Source organism: Streptomyces huiliensis (assembly GCF_020037025.1).
GTDB classification, from domain to species: domain Bacteria; phylum Actinomycetota; class Actinomycetes; order Streptomycetales; family Streptomycetaceae; genus Streptomyces; species Streptomyces huiliensis.
In genome coordinates, this window is record NZ_JAIQLH010000006.1 from 38,308 (window position 1) to 61,286 (window position 22,979).

The window sequence follows — 22,979 nt, forward strand, 5'->3', positions numbered from 1 at the left end:
TCCATTGTCCCTCATCCGGCGGACCGGATCCCGTGGCTCCGGTCACTCCGGCCCGCGGCCCGCTGATCGCGCGCCTCACCCCTCCTCGTCGGCCCGCACCAGCTCCAGCAGCCGCCCCAGCCGCTCGTGCGTCTCCTCGTCGGCCGGGGTGAAGACGAGCACCCGGGTGCCGGGGTGCGGCCCGGTCCACAGGTTGGTGTGGTCGAGGTTGAGCAGCCCCACCCTGGCCTGCCGGAAGGTGCGCTTCCGGTTGGCGGTGGGCGGGATCACCTCATGCCGCTCCCACAGCTCCCGGAACTCGGGCGACGCGTCCCGCAGCCGCTTGAGCAGGCACTTCCAGGCCGGTTCCGCGAGGTGGTCGGCCATCGCGGCGCGGAACTTCGCCGCCATGGCCCGCTTCGCGTCGTCCCGGTCGAGCGCGTCGGCGTACCAGGTCTCGTTGGTGAAGTGCAGCCAGAGGCAGTTGCGGTCCTCGGGCGGCAGGGCGTCGAGGTCGCAGATGAGCTGCCGGTACGTGCGGTTGTACGCCAGGATGTCGTAGCGCGCGTTCTGCACGCAGGCGGGGAACGGCTCCAGCCGCTCCAGCATCAGGCGCAGCCCGGGCGGGACGCCGGTGGGCTCGGCGTTGGGGGCCGGGTCCGAGACGTTGCCGAGGGCGAAGAGGTGCGCGCGCTCGGCGCGGTCGAGCAGCAGCGCGCGGGCGACGGCGTCGAGGACCTGGGCGGAGACCTGGATGTCCCGGCCCTGTTCGAGCCAGGTGTACCAGGTGACGCCCACGGCGGCGCGCAGGGCGACCTCCTCCCTACGGAGCCCGGGCGTCCGCCGGCGGCGGCCGCGCGGCAGGCCGACCTGTTCGGGGGTGATGCGCTCGCGGCGGCTGCGGAGGAAGGCCGCGAGCTCGGCGCGGCGGGCCGCGTCGTCGATGCCGCGGGGTCCGTCGTCGAGGGCGGCGGCCGGCGACTCCGGCACCATCGTGGTCATGCCTCCAGCCTGCGGTACGGGCGGACCGCTGTCAGGCCCGTCACCGGGTAGTCCTTGTACCAGGATAAAAGCTCTCTGGTACCAGGGTGCGGATTGCGCCATCGTCGTCGTGTGAACGAAGCACGCGCAGCCGATGAGATACCCGCCCCGACTCCGACACCCTCTGCCTCCCCCTCGACCTCTTCCGCTCCCTCCGCCACGGGCGCCGCGGCGCTCGGCACCGGCGGCCTCGTCACGGTGCTCCTCGGCGCCGCCCTACCGCTGGTGGACTTCTTCATCGTCAACGTCGCCCTGCCCGCCATCGACCGCGATCTGCACGCCGGCCCGGCCGTCCTGGAGATGGTCGTCGGCGGGTACGGCATCGCGTACGCCGTGCTGCTGGTGCTCGGCGGACGGCTGGGTGACATGGTGGGCCGGCGGCGGATGTTCCTCTGGGGAACGGCCGCGTTCGGCGTGACCTCCGTGGCGTGCGGTCTGGCGCCGGACGCCTGGAGCCTGGTGGCCGCCCGCGTCGCCCAGGGCGCCGCTTCGGCGCTGCTGCTGCCGCAGGCCCTGGCCACGATCCAGGCGGCGACGCACGGCGAGCGGCGCACCCGCGCGATGAGCCTCTACAGCGCCACCGCCGGCGTGTCGAGCGTGATCGGCCAGATGCTCGGCGGCTTCCTGGTCTCGGCCGACATCGCCGGTTCCGGCTGGCGCCCGATCTTCCTGGTCAACGCCCCGCTCTCGGTGCTGGCGCTGCTGATGGCGGCGCGGCTGATCCCCGAGACCCGGTCGGACCGGCCGACCCGGGTGGACGGCGCGGGCACCGTCCTGCTGTCGGTGGCCCTGGCCTCGCTGCTGCTGCCGCTCACGGAGGGGCGCTCGACCGGGTGGCCGGTGTGGTCCTGGGTGCTGCTGGGCCTGTTCCCGTTCGCCGCGGCGGCGTTCTGGACGGTGGAACGGCGGCTGGAGGCCGCCGGACGGACCCCGCTGGTGCCGCCGTCGCTGCTGCGGGTCCGCTCGGTCCGCAGCGGCCTGGCGGTCCTGGTGCCCTTCTCGCTGGGCTGGGGCGGCTACATGTTCGTGCTGGCCGTGGTGTTCCAGGAGGGGCTGCGGCTGAACCCCACCGAGGCGGGGATCGCCCTGGCGCCGATGTGCGTGGCCTTCTTCGTGGGCTCGCTGCTGGGCCCCCGGCTGGGGGCCCGGTACGGACGCGCCGCGGTGACCGCCGGAACGCTGGTGCAGGGGGCGGGCCTGCTGGGGATGGCCCTGACCTTCTCCTGGGGCTGGGACGGCCTCGGCGTCTGGGGCCCGATGCCGGCCCTCGCGGTGCAGGGACTGGGCCAGGGCCTGCTGCTGCCGCCCACGCTGCGGGCGGTGCTGAGCGAGGTGCCGGCCGCGCAGGCGGGGGTGGGCAGCGGGGTCATGGTCACCACGCAGCAGTCGTTCATGGCGCTGGGCGTGGCGACGCTCGGCTCGCTGTTCCTCTCGCTGTCGACGTCGATGGGCGTGCGGGACGCGGTGGTGACGACGTTCGGGGTGCAGCTGGTGGCGGTGGCGGCGACCGTGGTGCTGAGTACGCGGCTGCCGAGGACGATGCGCTGAGGGGGCGGGGTGGCGGCGCGCACGCCGTCACGGGAGGCAGGATGACACGCATCGAATGACAGATATTGAAATCTGTCATTCGATGTGCCACTCTGATGGTGTCCTCCTCCCGCCCCTCTCCCTCGTGAAGGAGTCCCCGTGCTGCACCGCACCCTCGGCACCGCCGGCCCCCAGGTCTCCGCCCTCGGCCTCGGCTGCATGGGCATGTCCGCCCTCTACGGCGAGGCCGACCGGACCGAGTCGATCGCCACCATCCACGCCGCCCTGGACGCGGGCGTCACCCTGCTCGACACCGGCGACTTCTACGCCATGGGCCACAACGAGCTGCTGATCGGCGAGGCGCTGCGCACCGCCCCCGCCGCCCACCGCGAACGGGCGCTCACCAGCGTCAAGTTCGGCGCCCTGCGCGACCCGGACGGCGGCTGGTCCGGCTACGACGGCCGCCCGGCGGCGGTGAGGAACTTCGCCGCGTACTCCCTCCAGCGCCTGGGCGTCGACCACATCGACATCTACCGGATCGCCCGCGTCGACCCCGACGTGCCGATCGAGGAGACCGTCGGCGCCATCGCCGAGCTCGTCGAGGCCGGCCACGTCCGCCACATCGGCCTGTCCGAGGTGAACGCGGACACCCTGCGCCGGGCCGCCGCCGTCGCCCCGATCTCCGACCTCCAGATCGAGTACTCGCTGATCTCGCGCGGCATCGAGGACCTCATCCTCCCGACCGCCCGCGAGCTGGGCATCGGCGTGACCGCCTACGGCGTCCTCTCCCGCGGCCTGATCAGCGGCCACTTCGGCCGCGACCGCAAGCTCGCCGCCAATGACTTCCGCGGCGTGAGCCCGCGCTTCCAGGGCGAGAACCTCCAGCGCAACCTGGACCTGGTCGACGCCCTCCGCAAGGTCGCCGAGCAGCGGGGCGCCACCGTCGCCCAGACGGCCATCGCCTGGGTCCTGGCCCAGGGCGCCGACATCGTCCCCCTGGTCGGCGCCCGCACCAGGGAGCGGCTCACCGAGGCGCTCGGCGCGCTGGACGTCACCCTGGGCGCCGATGACCTCGCCGCCATCGAGGCGGCCGTCCCCGCCGACGCGGCGGCGGGCGAGCGCTACCCGGCGGACCAGATGGCGCACTTGGACAGCGAGCGGTGAGCCGGGGGCGGGGGGCCGCCCGGCACCGGGGACCGGCGGCCCGGTGCCGCCTCCCGGGACTGCGCCCCGCACGTCCCGGACGCGTCCCCGGCCGGGTACGGTCGTCCCAGGCGCGCCGGCGCCTGAGGAAAGGACCCGTACCGACATGCCGCCCGAGCCCCTGACCCAAGACCGCATCCTCGAAGCCACCGAGGAGGTCCTGCGCCGCTTCGGCCCGGCCAAGGCCACCGTCGTCGACGTCGCCCGCGCGCTCGGCGTCAGTCACGGCAGCGTCTACCGGCACTTCGGCAGCAAGGCCGCCCTCCGCGAGGCCGTCACGGAGCGCTGGCTCGACCAGTCCCACGCGGCCCTGTCCGCGATCGCCTCCGCCGACACCCCCGCCGAGCGCCGCCTGCGCGACTGGCTGACCGCCCTCTTCACCGCCAAGCGCCGCAAGGCGGGCGACGACCCCGAGCTGTTCGCCACCTACATGGTCCTGGTCGGCGAGAACAGCACCACGGTCGAACGGCACGTCGCGACGATGGTCGGCCAGCTCGCCGGCATCCTCCGCGACGGCACGGAGCGCGGCGAGTTCACCCTCCCCGACCCCGACCGCACCGCCCGCGCCGTCTGGGACGCCACCAACCGCTTCCACGACCCCGCCTACGCACCCGAATGGTCCGACCCGGACATCGACACCGCCTTCGACACGGTCTGCGGCCTGGTGCTGCACGGGTTGCGCGGGTCATAGGTCGCGGAGGTACCAGGTTGCTCGGGTAATAGGTACGTGGGTAACAGGTGCGTGGGTAATACACCAATCTTGACGATTCCCTGACGCCTCGATGACGCGCCCTTGATAGACCTGCGCCACTCGCCTTCCTAGGCTGATCTTCTGCCTCAATTCACCCTCCCGGCAGGAGAGTTACACCGTGAGTACGCCCACGCCCGCCGATGACGACATAGTCCTCGCGCCGGCGCGCCCCCGCCCGGCGGACGGCCGGCAGCAGACCGAGGACAAGGTCGAGTTCGAGACGCGGCGCGCCGCCGACGGGACCGACTGCGGGATGGCGTTCACCTCCGCCGAACGGCTCGTCTCCTGCCTCGGCCCCGACCAGCCGTGGGTGGCCCTGCCGCTCGGCGCGCTACGCCTCCTGTGCGGCGAGGCGGGCGTACCCCGCGTGATCGTGGATCCGCCGACCGCCCCCGCCTCGGCGGGACTGTCCCCCCGGGACGAGCGGGAGGCCCTCCATGGCTGACCGGCTCAAGGCCACGGTCGAGCACATCGACGACGCGGGCAGGGGGTTCCATCGGGAGGCCCTGCACCTCGGCGAGTTCAAGCACCTCGCCTCCCCGCCGACTCCGGGCGTCGGCGACGCCGCCCTGAGTTCGGCCCTGCTGCAGCTCAGTGAGGCGTTCGGCATCGGCCACGAGCTGCTGACGAACCTGGTGACCAAGCACGGCGGCAACCTGCAGTCCGCCGCGAGCGATTACCAGAACCAGGACATCGACACCGGGAAGATCCTCAACGACCTGATGGGCAAGGTGTCGAAGTGATCGACGACGACCTCGCCGGCCTCAAGAAGGTCGCCACGGACTACACGTCGGCCACCGAGAAGTACGACACCACCTCCAAGGTCCTCGACAAGAAGGTCAGCAGCGTCGTCCACGAGGCCGGCTGGACCGGCGACGGCGCGGACGCCTTCCAGACGGTGTGGGGCCACGACAGCACCATCGGCGCGGCGCTGGCCGAGGCCATGTCGCAGGTGTCGGACGTGGTCACCGTCCTCTCCGAGGAGCTGGCGAAGGCGAAGAGCGACCTGGGCGACGTCCAGGACACGGCCCGCGCGGCCGGCCTGACCCTCGACAGCCAGGGCGGCGCCACGGGCAAGGCGGACCAGAAGGCGGAACTGGACGCGTACCAGAAGGGACGGGACGCGGCGCTGAAGCGGGCGCAGGACGCACGTCAGCTGGCGACGGGGAGCCTGAACTCCGTACTCGACCAGATGCTCGGCAAGGGCAACCCGAACCAGTACAACGGCGCCGACTACTGCACGCTGTCGGAGGTCCTGCGGGGGCTGTACACGACGCCGGCCGCGCTGACCCAGGAGAGCACGAAGAAGCTGGAGGCGCTCAAGCAGAACGCCAAGGACCTGAAGCGCGAGGCGCGGAAGCTGCCCAAGGGCGGCGCCGAGTGGAACGAGAAACTGCAGCAGCGACGGGCCGCCAGGGCCGCGCTCAGCGACCAGCGCCTCCGGACCGCCTCCGTCGAAGGCTGGCAGAGCAAGGTCAAGGGCAGCGGCGCGGCGCGCGTCACGATCGGCGAGATCGCGGAGAACTACCGCGTGCGGGGAGCCGGCCCGATGGGCAAGTTCGGTGCGGTGAGCACCGGACTGACCGGCGCCATGGTCGGTTTCCAGATGTACGACGACCACCGGACCCGGGGCTGGTCGTACAAGGAGGCGTTCGCCCGGGACGCGGCCCCCGCGGCCGTGGGCATGGCCGCCGGCACCTACGCCGAGGGCGCGCTCGTCGGCATGGCCACCACCAACCCCGCGGTCGCCGCCGGCGTGGTGGCCGCCGTCGGCGTCGGCTACGGCGTGGGCACCTTTGGCTACGAACTGACCCACAACGCCCACTGGGGCAGCAACATCCACAAGTACGGTGTCGTGAACGGCATCGGCCACAGCTTCGCCGACGCGGGCAAGGCGTGGGTCGACAACGACGTCAAGGCCATGTGGCACAAGGGTGAGGACACCGCGAAGGCCGCCTGGCACAAGGGCTCGAGCGGCGTGAAGAAAGCCTGGCATGGCATCTTCGGCTGACGGCCGCCGCCGTGGTCGGGCCCCGGGCGGAACGCCCCGAGAGCTTCAGTTCGTCGGGACCACCTGGCTTCGTCGGGGGGCTCTCTACTGGTCACGCCGCATCAGGATGACGCTGGCATGGCTCCTGATCACCGCGCTGACGGCTGCGATGACGGTGGCGGTCGGCGTAGCGGCGGCCTCCGACGGCACCGTCCTGGCCGTCCTGGTGAGCCTCTACGCCGTGCTCTGCGGCGGCACCGCCTACGTGGTCACGCGGCACATCCGAACCATCGATCGCTTCGGTGTCATGGGCGGCGGGAATGCACGCTTCGGCAAGCGGTGGGACAAGGCCGCGACTGTGGCCATGGTGCTCGTAGGTGTCTCCGTCATCTTCTCCTTCCCGGTCGGCCTCGGCGCGGCCCTCCCTTACCTCGTTCGCAGCTGCGGTCGTTACGCTCCCGGCGAGCGCTATGAGCGCAGACGTTTCGGCCTGGAAGGTTGATGACGGAGATGTCCAAGACGAAACGACGCCGCCCGCCCGTGGTGGCGCCTGGCCGACCGGGCCTGTCGGGCGCGGCGGTCCGCCTCGGCGGTCTCCTGTTCGTCGTGGCGGGTCTGGTGTTCGGGACGTTCGCCCTCGGTATCTCCGGTCATGCGTCGGGGGTGTGGGGAACCCGCGGGACCTTCGCCGTCGAGCAGTGCGAGCACCTGTCGAACACGCAGCGCGGCGGTGGCCGCGCGGCGGACACCGTCCACTGCTCGGGCACCTTCCGCCCCTCGGACGGCGGTCCGGCACGGAGCGGCCTCGACATCGACCGCGAATACGAGGCGGGGCGCCGCGTCACCGCCTCCTGCGACTTCTTCGGCACCTGCTACAAGGTGGACCGGGTGAACGCGTGCGGCTGGTTCTCCGGGCTTCTGGCCGCCCTGGTGCTGCTGTGCATCGGCGGACCGGGAGTCGTCCACGGCGCGGCCTGGCGGACGGAACGGTACGACCGGCCACGCGCGATCCAATGGCGCCTGGTCAAGGGCCTCTTCTGGACGTCCCTCGGCTTCCTGGCGCTGTTCGTGGTCCTGCGCTACGCGCTGTGAACGGGTACGCCGAGCTCACGCGGCTCACGCGGCTCGCGTGGCCACATGGTGGCCTGCCGCCGGCGGTCCGCCGGCCGACCCGGTCGCCTTCTCTTCAGGGGACGCCGGGAGCGCGGCATCACCATCCGGACGCGGCCCTATGACGAAGAAGAAGCGCCCGCGCAGGCACAACCGGCCTTCAGCGCCGGAGCCCCTCCCCGGCTACGGCACCACCTGGGTGGACCGGGGTGCGCCCTACTGGTGGCGCAGGGCCAAGTGGACGCTGTTCTGGCTGTTCCTGAGCCTGGTCTCGGGTGTCATGGGAGCCGGTTTCCTGTGGGGCATCGCCGAGGAAGGCCCCCTCGCCCTGGCGATCACCGCGCCCGTCGTCGTCACCCTGGGCGGCGTCACCGCTCATCTGACCATTCTGGAGATCCGCCGCGCCGACGGGGAGGACGTACCGGAGAGCCGGCTCCTGCGGATGAGCGCGGATACGGAGCACCTGCTGCTCATCGTGGCTGTCGTCCTGGCCGTGGCCCTCGCCTTGCTCGGAACGCTCGAAGTGGCGCTTTCTCCCATCCTCTTCTGCTTCGTCTTCCCCCACTTCATCCGCAGCCTCGGGCGCTATGCCCTCGGCGAGCGGGAGCACCGCGGTGAGCGGAAGCACCGCCGTTGAGCAGGAGCACCGCCGGTAATCCGGGCACGGCTCCTGAGTCGCGCCGGACGGGTGCCTCAGCCCACGCCCAGGAACCGCAGGACGGCGAGCACCCGCCGGTGGTCCGCGTCCGCTCTCGGCAGGTCCAGCTTGGCGAGGATGTTGTTGATGTGCTTCGCCACCGCGCTCTCGCTGACGACGAGTTGGGCGGCGATGCCCGCGTTGGAGCGGCCGGACGCCATCAGCTCAAGCACCTCGCGCTCGCGCGGGGTGAGCCGGTCGAGGGGGTCGCTGTGCCGGCGGAGGAGGAGTTGGGAGACGACCTGGGGGTCGAGGGCCGCGCCGCCCGCCGCCACCCGCCGGAGCGCGTCGATGAACTCCTCGACGTCGGCGACCCGCTGCTTGAGCAGGTAGCCGACGCCCCGCGTGTCCCCCGTCAGCAGATCCGCCGCGTACCGCTCCTCGACGTACTGGGACAGCAGCAGCACGGCGGTCCCCGGCCACTGCCGGCGGATGACGAGCGCCGCGCGGACGCCCTCGTCCGTGAAGCCGGGCGGCATCCGGACGTCGCTGACGACCAGGTCCGGCCGCTGCTCCTCGACCGCCACGAGCAGCGCCTCCGCGTCACCCGCCTCGGCCGCCACCTCGAATCCCGCCGCTTCCAGGACCTTCACCAGCCCCACCCGCAGCAGAACGGAATCCTCGGCGATCACAGCGCGCACGGCAGCTCCACGGTCACGACGGTCGGGCCCCCCACGGGGCTGCTGATCGAAAGCGTGCCGTCCACCGACGCGACCCGCTTGGCCAGCCCCGACAGGCCCGTACCGCCCGCCTCGTCCGCCCCGCCCACGCCGTCGTCGGAGACGACCACGAGCAGTATCCCCCCGAACCGTTCGACCGTGACCTCCGCCCTGGACGCCTGCGCGTGCTTGACGACGTTGGCGAGCGCCTCCGAGACGACGAAGTACGCGACGGCCTCGATCGCGGGCGCGGGCCGGGACGCCAGGTCCACCCGGACGCGGACGGGCAGCGGGGCGCGGTCGGCGATCCCGGACAGGGCCGCGTCCAGGCCGCGGTCCTCCAGGACCGCCGGGTGCAGGCCCCGGACGAGGTCGCTCAGCTCCTGGATCGCCGCCTTCGCCTCGCGGTGCGCCTCGTCGATGACCTTCCGCGCCTCCTCGGGCAGATCGGTCAGCGTGACCTTCGCCAGCCCCAGGTTGACCGCCATCGACACCAGCCGCTGCTGGGCGCCGTCGTGCAGGTCCCGCTCGATGCGCCGGCGTTCCGCGTCGGCCGCGTCCACGACGCCCGCCCGGCTCTCCGTGACCTCCTCGACCCGGCGCGCCAACCGCTCGGCGGGAGTGGGGCCGAGGCGGTTCAGGGCGCTGCGGGTGTCGAGCCGGGCGAGGGCCTTCAGCAGCCAGACCGCCCCGTACAGCCCGCCCGCACCGGCGGCGGTCAGGTACGCGGCCTGGGTCGAGTAGCCGGCCTGCGACAGCCGGACGTCGACCGGCAGCGCCCAGATCCACACGTAGACCGTGACGGCCGCCACGGACGCCACCGCGACGATCAGCGCCCCCAGCGCGGCGAAGCCGACCAGCGGCCCGAACACCAGGTGGTACCGCGCCTGCGGCCAGAAGCGCTCCGCGCGCGGCCCCGCCCGCAGTTGTTCCCACAGCGTCGCCTGCCCGTCCCCGGGACGGGTGACATCCGGTATGTCCACTCCCAGCCGGTCCCGGAACCGCGTCCGCTGCAGCACCGTCAGCACCGGCGACAGCACCGCCACCACGGCCGCCATCCCGAACACCGCCGCCAGGATGGCCAGGACCCGCGTCGGCCCGCCGTCCACCCACGGCACCGCGAGCACCAGCAGGGAGCAGCACTGGATCAGGGCGCCGTGGAGGTGGAAGACGGCGGACCGGCCCGCGCCCTCGAAAGGACGCAGGAGAGGCCGGTGCAGGACGGAGGTGCGCATGGTCGGAACCGTATGCGGCCGGCCGGCCCGCGGCCATGGCGCTGTCGTCCGCCCTGAGGGTGCAACCAGTACCACCCCGGAACGGACAGCACCGCCAGTGACCCGGGCCTCTCACGACGCGATCGTGGAGCACGTGGGTCGGCGTCGTGGAACACGCCGCCCCGTCCCGTCGGACCCGTCGAAGGAGCCGCCCCGATGACCGTCCTCGAACTCCCCTACCGCGCACCGTCCCCGAGCGGCGTCGCGCACCGGGGCGGCGCGCACGGGAACGACGCGCACGGGGGCGACGCGCATCGGGACGGCGTGGCCGAGGTCATCCCGCTCCACGCTACTGAGCCCGAGCCCCCCGCGCCCCGCCCCCGCCCGCGCCCCCGCCTCCTCGGCTACGCCCTGGCCGCCTGCGGAATCGCCCTGCTCCCCTGGCTGTTCGTCCTCGCCACGAGCCTCCCGGCGGAGGCGACCGCCTCCAGGTGGTCGGCCGCCTGGGTCGGGCTGGACGCCCTGGAGGCACTCGCGCTCATCACGACGGGCGTCCTGGCCGTCCGCCACCGCCCGCTCCACACGCTCACGGCCGCGGCGACCTCCGCGCTGCTGGTCGTGGACGCCTGGTTCGACGTGATGACGGCCGCCCCGGGCGGCGACCTGGCCTCGGCCCTGGTCATGGCCGCCGCGGCGGAACTGCCGCTGGCGGCGGTGTGCGCCGTGGCAGCGGTCCGCGGCCACCGCGGCTCCGGTGGCCACCGCGGCTCCGGCGGTCACCACGGCTCCGGCGGTCACCGGACCAGCACGTAATCTGCGCTCATGACGCCGACGGACGACCGCCGCCTCCCCGCTCCCCTCCACGCCTTGGCGAGCGTCGAGTTCCCCCGCGCGGTCGACGAGGGCGGGATCGAGTTCGAGCCCTACCCCACCTTCCTCCCCACCGAGGAGACCACCGCGTGGTTCCGGGCCTGGACGGGCAACGGCACGGTGACCGGGGACGCGTTCCGCGTCTTCGGCGAGGACGGCGCCGGTGGCCTTACGGCCTTGTGGATCGCGCGGCCGGACGCTCCCCTGGCCGATCAGCCGGTCGTCCACCTCGGATCGGAGGGCGAGATGGGCGTCGTCGCCCGCGACCTGCCGGCCTTCCTCTGGCTCCTGGCCGACGGTTTCGGTCCGTGGGAGGCCGTCGACCCGCGCGAACGGAACCGGCCCGCGCACCGCGTCCCCGAACTCGTCGCGCTCGCCGAGCGGTTCGCCCCGGAGCGGCGGCAGTCCGCGCGGACCGTCATGGACGAGGCGGCACGGGAGTTCCCGGACTTCGAGGACTCGATCGACCACCTCTGCGCCTGATGTCTGCCTTCACCCACCGAAGAACTTCTTCTTCGCCTCCGGGGTGACGGGAGTGAAGAAGTTGACCAGGTTGCCGTCGGGATCGCGGAACAGCAGCGACCGGTTGCCCCAGGGCATCGTGGTGGGCCCGCTGACGACATCGGTGACGAAGCCAGCGTCGGAACCGGAGCCGGTCAGCTCCCGGTGCACGCGGTCCACGTCGTCGACGAGGAACTCGGTGATCACGCTGTGGTTGTCCGCCGGCCGGGCGGAGCCCGGGGCGAACAGCGGGACGGTACGCGTCCCGGCGATGGCGAGGGTCGCGCCCGAGGTCCTGAGCTCGGCGAAGTCCTCGGTGAACCAGGTCACTCGCGCCCCCGTGGCCCGCTCGTAGAAGGCGGCGAGACGCGCCACGTCGCCGGTGATGATGCGGATCGAGACGAAGTCCACGGAAAGCTCCTTGGCTGTGGTTGTGCTGTGCTGTGCTGTGCTGAAGGGGTGCACCGCGCAGGCTAGGAGCAATAGCGGACAGAATCGGTCCGGTATGCGCAGTAGATTGCCCACATGTCCCGTCCCACCGGCCGCGTGCTGACCCTCCTGGAACTCCTGCAGTCGGGCGGCACCCGGACCGTGGCCGAACTCGCCGACCGGCTCGGCGTCGAGGGGCGCACCGTGCGGCGGTACGTGTCCCAGCTGATCGACCTGGACGTGCCCGTGGAATCGGTGCGCGGCCGCTACGGCGGCTACCGCCTCGCCCCCGGCCACCGCCTGCCCCCGCTCATGCTCGGCGACGACGAGGCGCTGGCCGTGCTCCTCGGCCTGGTCGCCGGCCGCCGCACCGGACTGACGACCGCCGAGCGCGCGGCGAACGAGACGGCGGCGGCGAAGATCCGGCGGGTGCTCCCCCGGCACCTCGCCCGCCGGCTCGACGCCCTCTTGGGAGCACTCGACTTCACGGACCGGCCCGGCGAGTTCGACACCCCGAACGCGGAGGTCCTGCTCACCCTCGCCGACGCGGTGCGCCACCGCCGGCCGGTCTCCCTCCGCTACACCGACCGCGACGGGCGGCGCAGCGACCGCACGCTGCACGCGTACGGGATCGTCGCCCACGCGGGCCGGTGGTACGTCACGGGCGAGGACGCCGGCATCGGCGAGGACCGGACCCTCCGGCTCGACCGCGTCACGGACGCGCGGGCCCTGCCCGGCTCGTTCGCACCGCCGCCCGCGGAGCCCGGCCCGGCACAGCGCGTCCTGTCGGGGTTCGCCACGGCCGGGTACCGGCACGAGGTGACCTTGCGGATCCACGGGACGGTCGAGCGCATCCGCGCCCACCTCCCCGCCTCCGTCGCCCGCCTGGACGGGCACGAGCCCTGGGCGGACCAAGACCAAGGCCGGGACCAGGACCGGGACCAGAACCCGGCGGCCGAGCGCTGGCGGCGCGTCGAGCTACGCGTGGAGCGACTCGACTGGCTGCCTCCGCTCCTCGCCGCGCTCGACCGGCCGTTCGTCGTCGAGCGCCCCGACGAACTACGCGACCGCCTCGCGGCGTTCGCCGAGCGCCTGGCGTCGTACGCCCGCCGGCCGGAGGGTGAGGGGCAGGCGCCCTGAGGTGGCGCACCTCGGCAGCTGGACCGGCGGGTACGGCGGGACCAGCGGGACTAGTGAGACCGGCGGGTACGGCCCGGCCCGTACGACACCGCCGCGCCACGCGAACAGCACGCACGTGCCCCGCGTCCGAACGTACGCCGCCGTCCGCGCGGTTGGCTTTTCCGGGCCGACGGACGGCACTCCGCGAGGACCGTCACGGGGCTGGCCGGGGCCGCCGCCCGCCACACGCTTCTCAGTCCCCCTGTGCCCACGCGGCCATGGGCAACGACAGGTACACCCCCACGTCGTGCGACCCGGCCACCGCACGGATCCCGGCGCACAGCCGGTCAGCCCGCTCCTGACGGTCGGCGGCCCGGCTCTCGAACCACTTCGACCGCACCTCGACGACGAGGTCCACACCACTGCTGTCCAGCGGCCCGAGCGGCCGGAAGCGCAGCTCGATGTCACCGGGCCGCAGCGCGCCGTCGTAGGGCTCCTCGGGGCACTCGACGGCGAGGGACACCAAGTGCGGCAGCGCTCCGCGCAGTTCACGAAGGACGTCCTCGGGAACGCGAGGCGCGTAAGTGATCTCCACAAGCGGCATCGGCCCACCCTACGCCGATCCCGGCCGCATCCCCCACGTCACGCACGTTCCCGCCCTTCCCGACCGCCACCCCGATCGCGCGAGCAGCGCACGCACCTCCACCGCCCCGGCCAGCACCTCCTCCTCATGCGGCACGGGAAGCAGCCAGAAGTCGCCCGGCCCCTCCCGCCGTCCGGGGTGTGGTGTGCGCAGATAGCGCAGGTGGTCGTCGATGCCGACGGCCCGCGTCCCGTTCCCGGCGGTCCACGTCCGCGCCGTGCCCGCCCGCACGAGGACGCTGTAGACGTCCCGCCGGCGGGTCACCACCACGCCGTACCCGATCCCCGCCTCCCGGAACGCCGCCTCGACCACGTCGTCCGTCCGTACCCCGGCGATGCCGCCCTCCACCGCCTCCGCCGCGAGGTGGACGACGTCGAAGCGCCGCCCGATCTCGATCGCGGGCGACCTGCCGTCCGCCCACGCCTCGTGGATCTCCCGCGGCCGCGGAACCCGGGAGACCAGCCACAACGCGCCGGGGTGGCGCTGGGTGGGGTACGTGACGGGAAGCGGCGGGTAGTCGCTCATCGGCCCGCCTCCTCGCCGGCTCCGGGATCCGGGTCCACCCGCCAGAACGAGGTGGTCACCGCGCAGTACGCCCGGTGCGCCGGATGCAGCCGCGTGTGCTTCAGCGCCCAGACCTCGGCGAGCAGCGGGTCGCCCTCGCTCGCCCGGGACGTCTTCCGGCAGTCCCTGCACTGGAACTGGTGCACGGGCTCGCCCGGAAGGCCCGGCCCACCGTCCCGCGCCAGTACCAGCGCCCGCGCCTCCGCCACGCTGTCGGCCGCCCTCACCGCCGCCTCCCGTGCGGGTGCCGCCGCAGCTCGACGTCGCAGTCGACGACCCGCGAGAAGTCCCCGTCCCGCCGCGCCACGGCCCGCTACCGCGCGAGCGCTTCACAGACGTCGCAACCGGGCGCGGGAGCGGGCGCGTTACGGTACGGCTCCGCCGGGGCGCTGCCCACGGCGGCATCGGCCAGCGCGGCGCGGCGGGCGCGGTCCTGGGGTGTTCGTTGGTGTGGCATGTACGACTCCACGCGCAGACGATGTGCTGACCGTCACATCGTGCTGGCGCGCAAGGGCCGGAACTGTCAGAGCCCGCTGACAGCCCGGGCCATGACCTGACGCTCGGCTACGCGCTCAGCCAGGCGCCGAAGCTGATGAAGTCGTCCGGCATGCGCCGCTTCGCCGACTCCAGGCCGGAGTACGTCTCCCGCACGATCGGGTGGTAGCGGGTCTGCTGTGGTGCCAGCCTGCGCGCTTCCAGCAGGTTGCCGAAGGCCGCTTCGGTGCGGCCGGTCCACATCTGGGCGCGCGCCACCTCCGCGTAGTGGTGGGACATCCGGGACCGCGGCCAGTCGGCGGGCAGCCGGACGTCGCGTGCCATGTCGACGGCCGCGCCGTACTCGTCCAACTCGGCCAGCACGCTCACCCGGTGCACACCGACGTTGGCCGGACCGAACGCCAGCCAGTGGACCTTCTCGGCCGGGCCCGTGCGATCGGCTATCCGGCCGGCCTCGGCCAGGTGGCTCTCGGCCGTGTCGCCGTCCTTGGCGCGGCCGGCCAGCACCGCGGCGCCCAAGTGGAGCTGCCCGGTGAGGACATCGCGTTCACGGCCTGGAGCCGCCTGTTCCAACCTGGCCATCCCGAGGCGGACCAGCCGCTCGCCCGTGCGGTAGTCACTGGCCCGGAGGTAGGCCAGGGCCCGCAGGTACTGCCGCATGCCGCCCAGCAACGGGTCGGAGGCGCGCTCCGCGGCCCACTCCAGCCGGTCGAGGGCGATCGCCGCCAGGTCGACGAACCCCAGCTTCGTCGCGACGTCGTACGCGGTGCGGTAACCGCTCGCCAGAGTCCGCCACGCCTCGGTCGTCCCCTCCGCGTGCGCGACCGTGGTCGCCTCGCGGATCAGGGAGGGCAGCGCGACCGCCACCCGCTTGATGTCGGTGGCCCGCATCAGCAGGCACAACTCCTCGGCTTCCGCCGCCAGCTCGGCCGCGCCGCGCGGGGCGAGGTCCGGGTCCACGCCGAGGTCGTACACGTTGAGCGCCTCGCGGATCGGGTTGATCAGCCCGTCGAGGCGGTCCTGCCGCAGCTCTTCGAGATACGGCTGTCCCGTCAGCTCGTCCACGGGTACCGACAGGGCGCGCGCGAGGGCGCCGATCACGGAAGGGCTGGCGGGCATCTGCCCCTGCTCGACCTTCGTGAGAGTGCTGTACGAGACGTTGCTCCGGTGGGCCAGTTCGCGCTGAGTCAGTCGGCGACGCTTCCGCGTCCTCGCGATCCGCGCACCGGTGTGCTCCGACATGCTGAACTCCGATCTGCTCGACACCAGGACGATACCCGCGCCGCTCCCGGCGGACCCGTGTTCGCTGCTCCCGCATCCGAGGCCACGCGCGCACCGGCTTCCCCAGGGGCACCCCGGGACGGCGCGGCCAAGGGGCCGCCGTTCCATCGCACTTGCCCGACGAACCGCTTCACGAGCCACTCGACACTTGCCTGCCCGACACGGCTCAGTCAGGGGACTCCGGCACGGCTCGTCGCGAAGAATGACGTTCGGACTCGGCACCACTTCCCTCCTTACCTCTCTCCTTCCGAAAGGTGTCTCGATGCACCCGAGCGAGCTCGTCGGCGCCGACGAGTGGCACACCGTCAGCGGACGCCCCTACGTCGTCTACAAGTACGCCGCCACCCTGGACGGCCGAATCGCCGCGGCGGACGGGACCAGTCAGTGGATCACCAGTGCGGAGTCCCGCGTCGAGGTCCACGCACCGCGCGCCGCCTGCCAGGCGGCCGTGGTGAGCGCGGGCACGCGGCGAGCGGACGACCCGCACCTGGCTGTGCGCTCGGTGAAGGACGACCCCCGCCTCAAGGTCACGGCGGTGCCCGCTGAGCACCAAGCCGTGGCGGGTGGTCGTGGACACCCACGCCCGTACGCCGAGGGACGCCCGCGTCCTGGACGATGCCGCACCGACGCTGATCGCCGTGTCCGAGGAGGCGGACGCCGCGCACCTGGAGGGCCGGGCCATCATCGTCCGGATCCCGAAGGCCGACGACGGAACGGGCCTGGACATCACGTCGTTGCTACGTGAACTGCGCGAGCGGGACGTGCGCGGCATGTTCCTGGAAGGCGGACCGACCCTCGCCGCGTCGTTCGTGTCGGCCGGGCTGGTGGACCGCGTGATCGCGTACATCGCTCCGGCCCTCCTCGGCCGAGGCAAGAGCGCCCTCCAAGGCGGCACGATCGACACGATCGGCGACACCCTCCGCTGCGAGCTGGTCGACGTGGCGCGCTCGGGCCCGGACGTCCGCCTGGTGGCGCGGTCGCGAGGCCGAACGCGTTAAACGGTGGCCGAACGGACGGCTGCTTGCCAGGCTTCGGTCATGGAGTTCCGTCCCAGCGGCGTGCCGGGCCACGCGTGGCTCGGCACGCCGATCGACGCCCGTGCTCTGTTCGCTCCGGAACACGCCGCGCTGATGGCCACCCTGCGCGGCCTGGCGCGCTCCGACTGGAGCAAGGAGGCGGTGCCGGGCTGGACCGTACGCGACGTGGCGGCCCACGTCCAAGCGCGCCTGACATGCGCACTTGCTGGGTGACTCGCTTCACGAGTCACTCACCACTCGCCCGGGCCACCATCGTCAGACTTCCGACAGGGCCCCGCCCCGCCCCTCAGACACCCGCCGCCACCGCCGCGCCCAGCCCCAGCAGGACGACACCGGTCGTCACGCTGAGCCCCCGCAGGACCGTCGGCCGCGATATCAAGGCGCGCCCCCGGCCGACGGCCCAGGTGAGCAGCATGTACCAGGAGGCGCTGACGAGCGCCCACAAAGCTCCCAGGGCGACGGTCGACAGGAACACCGGGCCCTTCGCCGTCACGAACTGGGGCAGCACCGAGACGGCGAACACGCCGGCCTTCGGGTTGCCGAGGTTGGTGCTCAGGCCGGTGAGGTACCCGCCCGCGAAGCCGGAGCGGCGCCCGCCCTCGCGGGACGGAGAGGCGGAGACGGTGGTGAGCGCGGTCCGCAGCGTCTTCACGCCGAGGTACATCAGCACGATGCCGCCCGCGATCCGGAGCGCCGCGTACGCGGTGGGGCTGGCCAGCAGGACGGCGGACAGCCCGGCCGCGGCGGCCGTGGACCACAGCAGGAAGCCGGTGGCGTTGCCCGCGAGCGTGCCCCGGACGGTGCGTTGGCCGCCTTCCAGGACCTGCCGGATCAACAGGGCTTGACTCGCGCCTGGCAGCATCGCCAGCAGCAAGGTGGTGGCGATGAAAACGGGCACATGCGTGGGCATGGCGAAAGAACCCCTTCCGGGGATACGGGCCGATGGATGCACCACCAGGCTTCCCGCCCCGCGCCCCTAAGAGAAGTTAAAAGAGAGGGCTGTAGCGTTAAAATTAGTGAATGGTGATGGACCCGGGGCAGCTCCGACTTCTCGCGTTGATCGAGCGGCACGGCTCCCTGACGGCGGCGGCCCGCGCCCTCCACCTCACGCCCGCGGCGATCACCCAGCAGGTGGTCAAGGCCGAGCGCGACTGGCAGGTGCCGCTGGTCATCCGTGGCCCTCGCGGGGCGACGCTCACCGCGGCCGGCGCGCTGCTGGCCTCTCACGGCCGAACCGTCGAGGAGGCCGCGGACCGGGCCGAGGCGGAACTGGCCGCGCTGCTCGGCCACCTCTCCCTACGGCTGCGGATCGGAACGTTCCAGGCAGCCGCCCTGCACCTGCTGCCACCCGCCCTGACGGCGCTGCGCCACCGCCACCCGGACGCCGACGTCTCGGTCGTGGACGTGGTGTCCGGACGCGGAACGGACGAGATCGGCGCGGGGCGCCTGGACGTGGTGATCGTCGCGTCCTGGGGCATGCCGCTCGTGCCGCCCCCGCACATACGGGCCCATCCGCTCCTCCTGGACCCGATGGTCGTGGTCCTCCCCGACGACCATCCGCTGGCCACCGGGCAGCCCGCGGACGCCGAACTGCACCTGGAACAACTGCGCGACGAATCGTGGGTTTCCATCCTGGCCGGCCATGCGGCCCGCGAACAGTTCCACGACGCCGCCCGCGAGGCCGGTTTCACTCCTGCCGTGCGGTTCGAGACCGAGTCCTACGACGTCGCCCAGGCACTCGTCGGCACAGGCATCGCGGTGGCCCTGGTCTCGCGCCTGGCCCTGACCCATGCGCCGGGCACCACCCACCGCGAACTGGCCCACCCCAGGCCCTACCGCCAGATCTACGCCGTGACCAGGACGGACGCCGGCCTCACACCACTCGCGGACATGCTCATCGGCCTCCTGCGCGATGTCGCCCGCCACATCACCGCCGCCTGGGAGGCTCCCCCGCGACAAGGACCACGCTCGTCGAATCCGAACTCACCGCACGGAGCCTGAAAAGCCCCGCCTGGAGCGCGGCCGGACGCGTCAAGCGCGGGACACGTTAAACGGTGGCCGAACGGCCGGCCTCTTGCCAGGCTTCGGTCATGGAGTTCCGCCCCCGCGAAGTACCGGGTCACGCATGGCTCGGCACGCCGATCGACGCCCGCCCCCTGTTCGCTCCCGAACACGCCGCGCTCATGACCACTCTGCGCGGCCTGGCGCCCGCCGACTGGGGCAAGGAGGCCGTGCCGGGCTGGACCGTGCGCGACGTGGCGGCGCACGTGCTGGGCGACTGCTACGGGCGCCTGGCCCGCGACCGCGACCGGCACGGGGAAGGACCGGTCTTCGCACCGGGCGAGACCCTCGAAACGTTCATCCACCGGATCAACGAGGAGTGGGTGAGGGCCTTCGCCCGGGTCAGCCCCGCCGCGCTCGCCGACACCCTGGACCTGATCGGCGCGCAGACGGCCCGCTTCTTCGAGGCCACGGACCCGAACGCGCCGTCGCTGGGGGTGTCGTGGGCGGGGATCGACCCGGCGCCGACGTGGCTGGACAGCGCCCGGGACCTCACCGAGTTCTGGACCCACCGCCAGCAGATCCGCCACGCCGTCGGCCTGCCGACGGACCCGGACCCGCGGCTCCTGTCCGTCGTCCTGGACACGTTCCTGCGGGCGCTGCCGCACACCCTGCGTACGGTCGACGCACCGCCCGGCACGCAGGTCCGGGTCAGGATCGACGGCCCGGCCGGCGGCACCTGGACGGCGACGGCCACCGGCACCCGCTGGTCCCTGTCCGAACCGGCCGCCGAGCGCCCCGCCGCGCTCCTCCGCCTGGACACGGAGACCGCCTGGCGTCTTTGCACACGCGGCATCGAGCCCGCCACGGCCCTGCCCCGCGCGCACGTCGAAGGCGACCCCGCCCTGGCCGAGGCCGCCTGCCGCATCGTCTCGATCGTCTACTGACACCTCCGGCGGCACCCGCGCTCACGCCATCGGCCGGTCCTGCGAGCAGGAGGAAAGGGACTGCGGACCGGGTGGAGATGCTGCTTCCTGGGCGGCCAACACCGCGTCGCCGTACTCGAAGGCCCATGCGCCGACGGCGTCGATGTGCACCAGCAAGGTGCCGCCCAGAGCGGTCAGTCGGTACTCGACCCGTTTTGGTGCGTCGGGGTGAACCTGGCGGTCGACCAGCCCGTTGAACTGCAGCCGTCGCAGGGTCTCGGTGAGGACCTTGGAGCTGATGCCCCCGATCCGTTCCCGCAGTTCGACCGGGCGACTCGGCCCGTCGCGCAGCGCCCAGAGCACCACGGCGTTCCAGGTATTGGAGAGCAGGTCGAAGGCGAGGCGGGCGCGGCAGTCGGCGAGGAAGGCGTCGGTGGTCACGTACCAAATGGTGCCCGAACCGCCTTCTAGCCTCGGTGTGAACGGTCGTAACAGGCATGGAGAGGGAGCGCGTGATGAGGATCGGCGTATTGGGCACGGGCAACATGGCTGACGCGCTCGCCACCCACTGGGTGCGGGCCGGGCATGAGGTGACCATCGGGGGACGGGACACACGGCGGGCGGAGCGGCTTGCGACGCGCATCGGAGGCGGTGCGAAGCCTGCCGGTCTGCGCGCGGCGGCGGCCGCGGCGGCCCCGGGCGCCCGGGTGGTCAAGGCTTTCAATCTCTGCCACGAGGACGTGTGGCGTATGCGGCCCCCCGTCTTCGACGCGCGGCCGCTGGCCGTCCCGGTCTGCGGGGACGACGAGACGGCCCTCGTGCGAGTACGCGAGCTGGTGCGGGACGTGGGCTGTGAACCCGTCGCCGGCGGCGGTCTCGAACGTGCGGGGCTCCTGGAGGCGACCGCCGCGCTGTTCATCGCCCTGTGGGTCGGCGAGGGAGCCGATGCGCAGGCGATCGCGCCTCCGCTGGCGTACGCGGCCGGACCGAGCCACTCGGGAACGAAAGGCGGCATGGGGGCGGACGCCTGACCGCTGGGTGCGTACGACGGCGGCCGCGACGTCCCCGACCGCCGTGCTCGCGGTCGAGGCGCACCGGAAACGGCGGCGCCGGCGGCGCGGCGTGCTTACGATGGGTCTGAAGGCGCGGACTCAGTAGGCGACTTGAACAGGTGCACGTTCGCGTGCCCGCCGGGGATGCCCAGGGAACGGCCGCCTACCTGACTGACCATCAACTCCGGTCGGGTGCGGATCCAGAAACGCAGCTTGCCGCAGCGCTCGTCCTCATAAGCGCCGCCGCACGCCTCGATGACCTTGCGGGAGGCGACGTTGTCCGGGTCGCAGGTGACCAGGACCGGGTCGATGCCCAGGCCCGCCGCGACGGGCAGCGCGGCGCGCAGCATCGCCGTGGCGTGCCCGCGGCGGCGGGCGGAGGGCCGGACGTCGTAGCCGATGTGGCCGCCCCACTCCAGCAGGCGCGGGGTGGCCCGGTGGCGGACGGCTATCCGTCCGAGGTAGGTGTCGCCGTCGACGTACCAGAGGGTGGTGGCGGGGACGCGGCCTTCGGGCCGGGGGGTGTCCTCGTGGGCGTCGGCGCGCACCGACCGCACGTAGTCCGCGAAGACGTCCGCGTCCGCCCACCGGGGGTGGTAGCTCAAGATGTCCCTGCCGACCATCGAGTCGTCCTCGGGAACCCCTCGCCCTTCAGCTCGGAACTCGGTCATGGCCTCGACGAACGAGGCGTGAACGCGCGTATCGGGTGTGATCAGTTGCGGCATTCGGCCAGTGTGCTCGGGCCCCGGGCCCGCCGTCGATCAGGTTTCGCTCCCCGCACCCTGCTCGAACGCGATGCGGCAGCGTTCGACCTGGTCGGCCACGAGCTCCATGAACCAGCGCGTGATCTCGTAGGGGATCACGTGCCCGTCCGGACTGAAAACGCGGACGGTCGGCTCCAGGGCCGGGTCCTCGTCGGGTATCACGCCCACCAGGAAGGCGGGGCCGGGCAGGTGCGTCTGCGCGGTGGGGTCGTCCGCCCAGGCGGCCGGGGCCGGTACGGCCTCGCTCAGTTCGACGCACCACGCGTCGTCGGGCAGGGCGTAGTGGTACTGGACGGCGTAGTGACGACCGCCGTACGCGCGCAACTCTGGCATGTGCGCAGGCTGTCACACGCGACGCGCCCTGTCCGCCCCCGGTCGGACGGCGGCTCAGCCGGACGGGTGAGGCGGACGGTTCCCCGGGGGGACGTGGGGCGCACCGCTCTTTGCGAGTCTCGAGGTGTTGCCCACGCCGTTCAGGAGGTAGCCGTGAATCCGGCGAAGACGCTGCCCAGCGATGCGAACACCGGAGTCGTGTCCCCTGCTCCTTCTTCCGGTTCTTCCAGCTCGCGCTGGGCGGTTATGGCGGCGCACGCCGTGCCGCTCGCGGTGTTGCCGTCGGGGCTGTGGCGGATGGCCATGGCCGTGGGCATCCCCGTCGGCTGGAGCGGACAGCTGGCGGAGGACTGGCAGCCCAGCCCGGAGAACTTCTTCTACATCACCCTGCTGACCGTCGTCACCGAGACGCTCGCCTTCCTGACGCTCGGCCTGGTCAGACCGTGGGGCGAGCGGCTGCCACGCTGGTTTCCGTTCCTCGGCGGCAGGCGGGTCCCGGTCTGGGCGGCCGCCGTTCCGGCGGGGCTGGGGGCGCTCGCGGTGGCGGCGGTCACGCTGCCGATGTTCTGGGGCGGCATGCCCGCCGACGCGGGCGGCTCCGACGCTCCGCAGGGTGTGGCCGCCTTGGTCATGAACGCCTGCTACGTGCCGCTGCTGCTGTGGGGGCCGCTGGTCGCCGTCGTCACGGTCGCCTACTGCCGACGTCGGCTCGGCGGTACCCGCGCGTGACCCCTCCCGCCACCATCAACCTATAGCGCACCAGGGCCCTTGCCACAAGCCCCCCACACTGCCA

29 protein-coding genes and 2 pseudogenes are annotated in these 22,979 nt (G+C 72.7%); 19 read left to right on the forward strand and 12 right to left on the reverse strand.

Translation table 11 applies throughout. The features are described 5' to 3' along the window. Positions 1–75: 75 nt before the first annotated feature. A complete protein-coding gene (locus JNW98_RS01575) occupies positions 76–981 on the reverse strand; it encodes a helix-turn-helix transcriptional regulator (RefSeq protein WP_372459138.1) in 906 nt (301 codons plus the stop codon). Between the two features lie 111 nt (positions 982–1,092). Between JNW98_RS01575 and JNW98_RS01580 the strand changes: the two genes are divergently transcribed. From JNW98_RS01580 to JNW98_RS01620, 9 genes are all read left to right on the forward strand, one after another. Continuing rightward, positions 1,093–2,568 (forward strand): MFS transporter, encoded by a 1,476-nt coding sequence (locus JNW98_RS01580; protein ID WP_223766208.1) that lies wholly within the window; start codon positions 1,093–1,095, stop codon positions 2,566–2,568. A gap of 138 nt (positions 2,569–2,706) precedes the next feature. Continuing rightward, a complete protein-coding gene (locus JNW98_RS01585; protein WP_223766209.1) occupies positions 2,707–3,711 on the forward strand; it encodes an aldo/keto reductase in 1,005 nt (334 codons plus the stop codon). Positions 3,712–3,856: 145 nt separating this feature from the next. Next, the gene (locus JNW98_RS01590; protein ID WP_223766210.1) at positions 3,857–4,441 is read left to right on the forward strand and encodes a TetR/AcrR family transcriptional regulator; all 585 of its coding nucleotides are present in this window, start codon (positions 3,857–3,859) and stop codon (positions 4,439–4,441) included. Positions 4,442–4,619: 178 nt separating this feature from the next. Beyond that, complete coding sequence (locus JNW98_RS01595; RefSeq protein WP_223766211.1) at positions 4,620–4,946, forward strand: SAV_915 family protein; 327 nt, start codon at positions 4,620–4,622, stop codon at positions 4,944–4,946. Then, entirely contained in the window at positions 4,939–5,244 is a 306-nt protein-coding gene (locus JNW98_RS01600) for a DUF6317 family protein (protein ID WP_223766212.1), read from the forward strand. The genes JNW98_RS01595 and JNW98_RS01600 overlap by 8 nt, the downstream gene beginning before the upstream one ends. Then, complete coding sequence (locus JNW98_RS01605; protein WP_223766213.1) at positions 5,241–6,512, forward strand: GumC domain-containing protein; 1,272 nt, start codon at positions 5,241–5,243, stop codon at positions 6,510–6,512. Before JNW98_RS01600 ends, JNW98_RS01605 begins: the two co-directional genes overlap by 4 nt. 106 nt (positions 6,513–6,618) lie before the next feature. Continuing rightward, positions 6,619–6,993, forward strand: a complete 375-nt coding sequence (locus JNW98_RS01610; protein WP_223766214.1) for a hypothetical protein — start codon at positions 6,619–6,621, stop codon at positions 6,991–6,993. Positions 6,994–7,001: 8 nt separating this feature from the next. Further along, positions 7,002–7,583 carry a hypothetical protein gene (locus JNW98_RS01615; protein WP_223766215.1) on the forward strand — a complete coding sequence of 194 codons (582 nt, stop codon included), beginning with the start codon at positions 7,002–7,004 and terminating at the stop codon, positions 7,581–7,583. A 139-nt stretch (positions 7,584–7,722) separates the two neighbouring features. Beyond that, positions 7,723–8,238: a hypothetical protein gene (locus JNW98_RS01620; RefSeq protein WP_223766216.1), complete on the forward strand. Its 516-nt coding sequence runs from the start codon at positions 7,723–7,725 to the stop codon at positions 8,236–8,238. A gap of 56 nt (positions 8,239–8,294) precedes the next feature. On the opposite strand, the gene JNW98_RS01625 is transcribed toward JNW98_RS01620, so the two are convergent. Both JNW98_RS01625 and JNW98_RS01630 read right to left on the reverse strand, forming a co-directional pair. Then, on the reverse strand, positions 8,295–8,939 hold the full coding sequence (locus JNW98_RS01625; protein WP_223766217.1) for a response regulator: 645 nt from the start codon (positions 8,937–8,939) through the stop codon (positions 8,295–8,297). After that, complete coding sequence (locus JNW98_RS01630) at positions 8,927–10,192, reverse strand: sensor histidine kinase (protein WP_223766218.1); 1,266 nt, start codon at positions 10,190–10,192, stop codon at positions 8,927–8,929. Before JNW98_RS01630 ends, JNW98_RS01625 begins: the two co-directional genes overlap by 13 nt. A 195-nt stretch (positions 10,193–10,387) precedes the next feature. Here JNW98_RS01630 and JNW98_RS01635 point away from each other — a divergent pair, with 195 nt between their 5' ends. Next, entirely contained in the window at positions 10,388–10,984 is a 597-nt protein-coding gene (locus JNW98_RS01635; RefSeq protein ID WP_223766219.1) for a hypothetical protein, read from the forward strand. A 9-nt stretch (positions 10,985–10,993) separates the two neighbouring features. Next, positions 10,994–11,524 carry an SMI1/KNR4 family protein gene (locus JNW98_RS01640; protein WP_223766220.1) on the forward strand — a complete coding sequence of 177 codons (531 nt, stop codon included), beginning with the start codon at positions 10,994–10,996 and terminating at the stop codon, positions 11,522–11,524. A gap of 9 nt (positions 11,525–11,533) precedes the next feature. Here the strand turns inward: JNW98_RS01640 and JNW98_RS01645 are convergent, their stop codons facing one another. Then, entirely contained in the window at positions 11,534–11,953 is a 420-nt protein-coding gene (locus JNW98_RS01645) for a VOC family protein (RefSeq protein WP_223766221.1), read from the reverse strand. A 114-nt stretch (positions 11,954–12,067) separates the two neighbouring features. On the opposite strand from JNW98_RS01645, the gene JNW98_RS01650 reads away from it, so the two are divergent. Beyond that, complete coding sequence (locus JNW98_RS01650; protein ID WP_223766222.1) at positions 12,068–13,111, forward strand: helix-turn-helix transcriptional regulator; 1,044 nt, start codon at positions 12,068–12,070, stop codon at positions 13,109–13,111. Between the two features lie 232 nt (positions 13,112–13,343). On the opposite strand, the gene JNW98_RS01655 is transcribed toward JNW98_RS01650, so the two are convergent. From JNW98_RS01655 to JNW98_RS01670, 4 genes are all read right to left on the reverse strand, one after another. Continuing rightward, positions 13,344–13,694 (reverse strand): hypothetical protein, encoded by a 351-nt coding sequence (locus JNW98_RS01655; RefSeq protein ID WP_223766223.1) that lies wholly within the window; start codon positions 13,692–13,694, stop codon positions 13,344–13,346. Between the two features lie 9 nt (positions 13,695–13,703). Beyond that, on the reverse strand, positions 13,704–14,258 hold the full coding sequence (locus tag JNW98_RS01660; RefSeq protein WP_223766224.1) for a hypothetical protein: 555 nt from the start codon (positions 14,256–14,258) through the stop codon (positions 13,704–13,706). After that, entirely contained in the window at positions 14,255–14,524 is a 270-nt protein-coding gene (locus JNW98_RS01665) for a DUF7848 domain-containing protein (protein WP_223766225.1), read from the reverse strand. Before JNW98_RS01665 ends, JNW98_RS01660 begins: the two co-directional genes overlap by 4 nt. Positions 14,525–14,861: 337 nt before the next feature. Beyond that, on the reverse strand, positions 14,862–16,034 hold the full coding sequence (locus JNW98_RS01670; protein WP_223766226.1) for a helix-turn-helix domain-containing protein: 1,173 nt from the start codon (positions 16,032–16,034) through the stop codon (positions 14,862–14,864). A gap of 301 nt (positions 16,035–16,335) precedes the next feature. On the opposite strand from JNW98_RS01670, the pseudogene JNW98_RS36020 reads away from it, so the two are divergent. The 3 genes and pseudogenes from JNW98_RS36020 to JNW98_RS01680 form a co-directional block, all read left to right on the forward strand. Further along, a pseudogene (locus tag JNW98_RS36020) lies at positions 16,336–16,533 on the forward strand (RibD family protein); the annotation flags it as partial. Between the two features lie 109 nt (positions 16,534–16,642). Beyond that, complete coding sequence (locus JNW98_RS36025) at positions 16,643–17,071, forward strand: RibD family protein (protein ID WP_308015445.1); 429 nt, start codon at positions 16,643–16,645, stop codon at positions 17,069–17,071. Positions 17,072–17,110: 39 nt separating this feature from the next. Then, positions 17,111–17,290: pseudogene (locus JNW98_RS01680) on the forward strand (maleylpyruvate isomerase N-terminal domain-containing protein); the annotation flags it as partial. Between the two features lie 106 nt (positions 17,291–17,396). Here JNW98_RS01680 and JNW98_RS01685 read toward each other — a convergent pair. Next, entirely contained in the window at positions 17,397–18,020 is a 624-nt protein-coding gene (locus JNW98_RS01685) for a LysE family translocator (RefSeq protein WP_223766227.1), read from the reverse strand. A gap of 110 nt (positions 18,021–18,130) precedes the next feature. On the opposite strand from JNW98_RS01685, the gene JNW98_RS01690 reads away from it, so the two are divergent. Both JNW98_RS01690 and JNW98_RS01695 read left to right on the forward strand, forming a co-directional pair. Next, positions 18,131–19,111 carry a LysR family transcriptional regulator gene (locus tag JNW98_RS01690; RefSeq protein WP_223766228.1) on the forward strand — a complete coding sequence of 327 codons (981 nt, stop codon included), beginning with the start codon at positions 18,131–18,133 and terminating at the stop codon, positions 19,109–19,111. Positions 19,112–19,200: 89 nt separating this feature from the next. Next, positions 19,201–20,058 (forward strand): maleylpyruvate isomerase family mycothiol-dependent enzyme, encoded by an 858-nt coding sequence (locus tag JNW98_RS01695; RefSeq protein WP_223766229.1) that lies wholly within the window; start codon positions 19,201–19,203, stop codon positions 20,056–20,058. 21 nt (positions 20,059–20,079) lie between these two features. Here JNW98_RS01695 and JNW98_RS01700 read toward each other — a convergent pair whose 3' ends face one another. Next, positions 20,080–20,478: a winged helix-turn-helix transcriptional regulator gene (locus JNW98_RS01700; RefSeq protein WP_223766230.1), complete on the reverse strand. Its 399-nt coding sequence runs from the start codon at positions 20,476–20,478 to the stop codon at positions 20,080–20,082. A 74-nt stretch (positions 20,479–20,552) separates the two neighbouring features. On the opposite strand from JNW98_RS01700, the gene JNW98_RS01705 reads away from it, so the two are divergent. Beyond that, positions 20,553–21,068 (forward strand): NADPH-dependent F420 reductase, encoded by a 516-nt coding sequence (locus tag JNW98_RS01705; protein WP_223766231.1) that lies wholly within the window; start codon positions 20,553–20,555, stop codon positions 21,066–21,068. Positions 21,069–21,163: 95 nt separating this feature from the next. Here JNW98_RS01705 and JNW98_RS01710 read toward each other — a convergent pair whose 3' ends face one another. Both JNW98_RS01710 and JNW98_RS01715 read right to left on the reverse strand, forming a co-directional pair. Further along, the gene (locus JNW98_RS01710; RefSeq protein ID WP_223766232.1) at positions 21,164–21,814 is read right to left on the reverse strand and encodes a GNAT family N-acetyltransferase; all 651 of its coding nucleotides are present in this window, start codon (positions 21,812–21,814) and stop codon (positions 21,164–21,166) included. 36 nt (positions 21,815–21,850) lie between these two features. Next, on the reverse strand, positions 21,851–22,186 hold the full coding sequence (locus JNW98_RS01715) for a hypothetical protein (protein WP_223766233.1): 336 nt from the start codon (positions 22,184–22,186) through the stop codon (positions 21,851–21,853). Between the two features lie 246 nt (positions 22,187–22,432). On the opposite strand from JNW98_RS01715, the gene JNW98_RS01720 reads away from it, so the two are divergent. Beyond that, positions 22,433–22,915, forward strand: a complete 483-nt coding sequence (locus JNW98_RS01720; RefSeq protein ID WP_223766234.1) for a hypothetical protein — start codon at positions 22,433–22,435, stop codon at positions 22,913–22,915. Positions 22,916–22,979 lie beyond the last annotated feature (64 nt).

Bases quoted from the DNA above. Each gene is read 5' to 3' on its own strand.
- JNW98_RS01600 (WP_223766212.1), top strand. From the start codon at position 4,939: ATGGCTGACCGGCTCAAGGCCACGGTCGAGCACATCGACGACGCGGGC.
- JNW98_RS01650 (WP_223766222.1), top strand. From the start codon at position 12,068: ATGTCCCGTCCCACCGGCCGCGTGCTGACCCTCCTGGAACTCCTGCAG.
- JNW98_RS01690 (WP_223766228.1), top strand. From the start codon at position 18,131: ATGGTGATGGACCCGGGGCAGCTCCGACTTCTCGCGTTGATCGAGCGG.
- JNW98_RS01640 (WP_223766220.1), top strand. From the start codon at position 10,994: ATGACGCCGACGGACGACCGCCGCCTCCCCGCTCCCCTCCACGCCTTG.
- JNW98_RS01655 (WP_223766223.1), bottom strand. From the start codon at position 13,694: ATGCCGCTTGTGGAGATCACTTACGCGCCTCGCGTTCCCGAGGACGTC.
- JNW98_RS01620 (WP_223766216.1), top strand. From the start codon at position 7,723: ATGACGAAGAAGAAGCGCCCGCGCAGGCACAACCGGCCTTCAGCGCCG.
- JNW98_RS01630 (WP_223766218.1), bottom strand. From the start codon at position 10,192: ATGCGCACCTCCGTCCTGCACCGGCCTCTCCTGCGTCCTTTCGAGGGC.
- JNW98_RS01705 (WP_223766231.1), top strand. From the start codon at position 20,553: ATGAGGATCGGCGTATTGGGCACGGGCAACATGGCTGACGCGCTCGCC.
- JNW98_RS01695 (WP_223766229.1), top strand. From the start codon at position 19,201: ATGGAGTTCCGCCCCCGCGAAGTACCGGGTCACGCATGGCTCGGCACG.
- JNW98_RS01635 (WP_223766219.1), top strand. From the start codon at position 10,388: ATGACCGTCCTCGAACTCCCCTACCGCGCACCGTCCCCGAGCGGCGTC.
- JNW98_RS01590 (WP_223766210.1), top strand. From the start codon at position 3,857: ATGCCGCCCGAGCCCCTGACCCAAGACCGCATCCTCGAAGCCACCGAG.
- JNW98_RS01615 (WP_223766215.1), top strand. From the start codon at position 7,002: ATGTCCAAGACGAAACGACGCCGCCCGCCCGTGGTGGCGCCTGGCCGA.
- JNW98_RS01670 (WP_223766226.1), bottom strand. From the start codon at position 16,034: ATGTCGGAGCACACCGGTGCGCGGATCGCGAGGACGCGGAAGCGTCGC.
- JNW98_RS01660 (WP_223766224.1), bottom strand. From the start codon at position 14,258: ATGAGCGACTACCCGCCGCTTCCCGTCACGTACCCCACCCAGCGCCAC.
- JNW98_RS01685 (WP_223766227.1), bottom strand. From the start codon at position 18,020: ATGCCCACGCATGTGCCCGTTTTCATCGCCACCACCTTGCTGCTGGCG.
- JNW98_RS01720 (WP_223766234.1), top strand. From the start codon at position 22,433: ATGGCGGCGCACGCCGTGCCGCTCGCGGTGTTGCCGTCGGGGCTGTGG.
- JNW98_RS01610 (WP_223766214.1), top strand. From the start codon at position 6,619: ATGACGCTGGCATGGCTCCTGATCACCGCGCTGACGGCTGCGATGACG.
- JNW98_RS01575 (WP_372459138.1), bottom strand. From the start codon at position 981: ATGACCACGATGGTGCCGGAGTCGCCGGCCGCCGCCCTCGACGACGGA.
- JNW98_RS01715 (WP_223766233.1), bottom strand. From the start codon at position 22,186: ATGCCAGAGTTGCGCGCGTACGGCGGTCGTCACTACGCCGTCCAGTAC.
- JNW98_RS01710 (WP_223766232.1), bottom strand. From the start codon at position 21,814: ATGCCGCAACTGATCACACCCGATACGCGCGTTCACGCCTCGTTCGTC.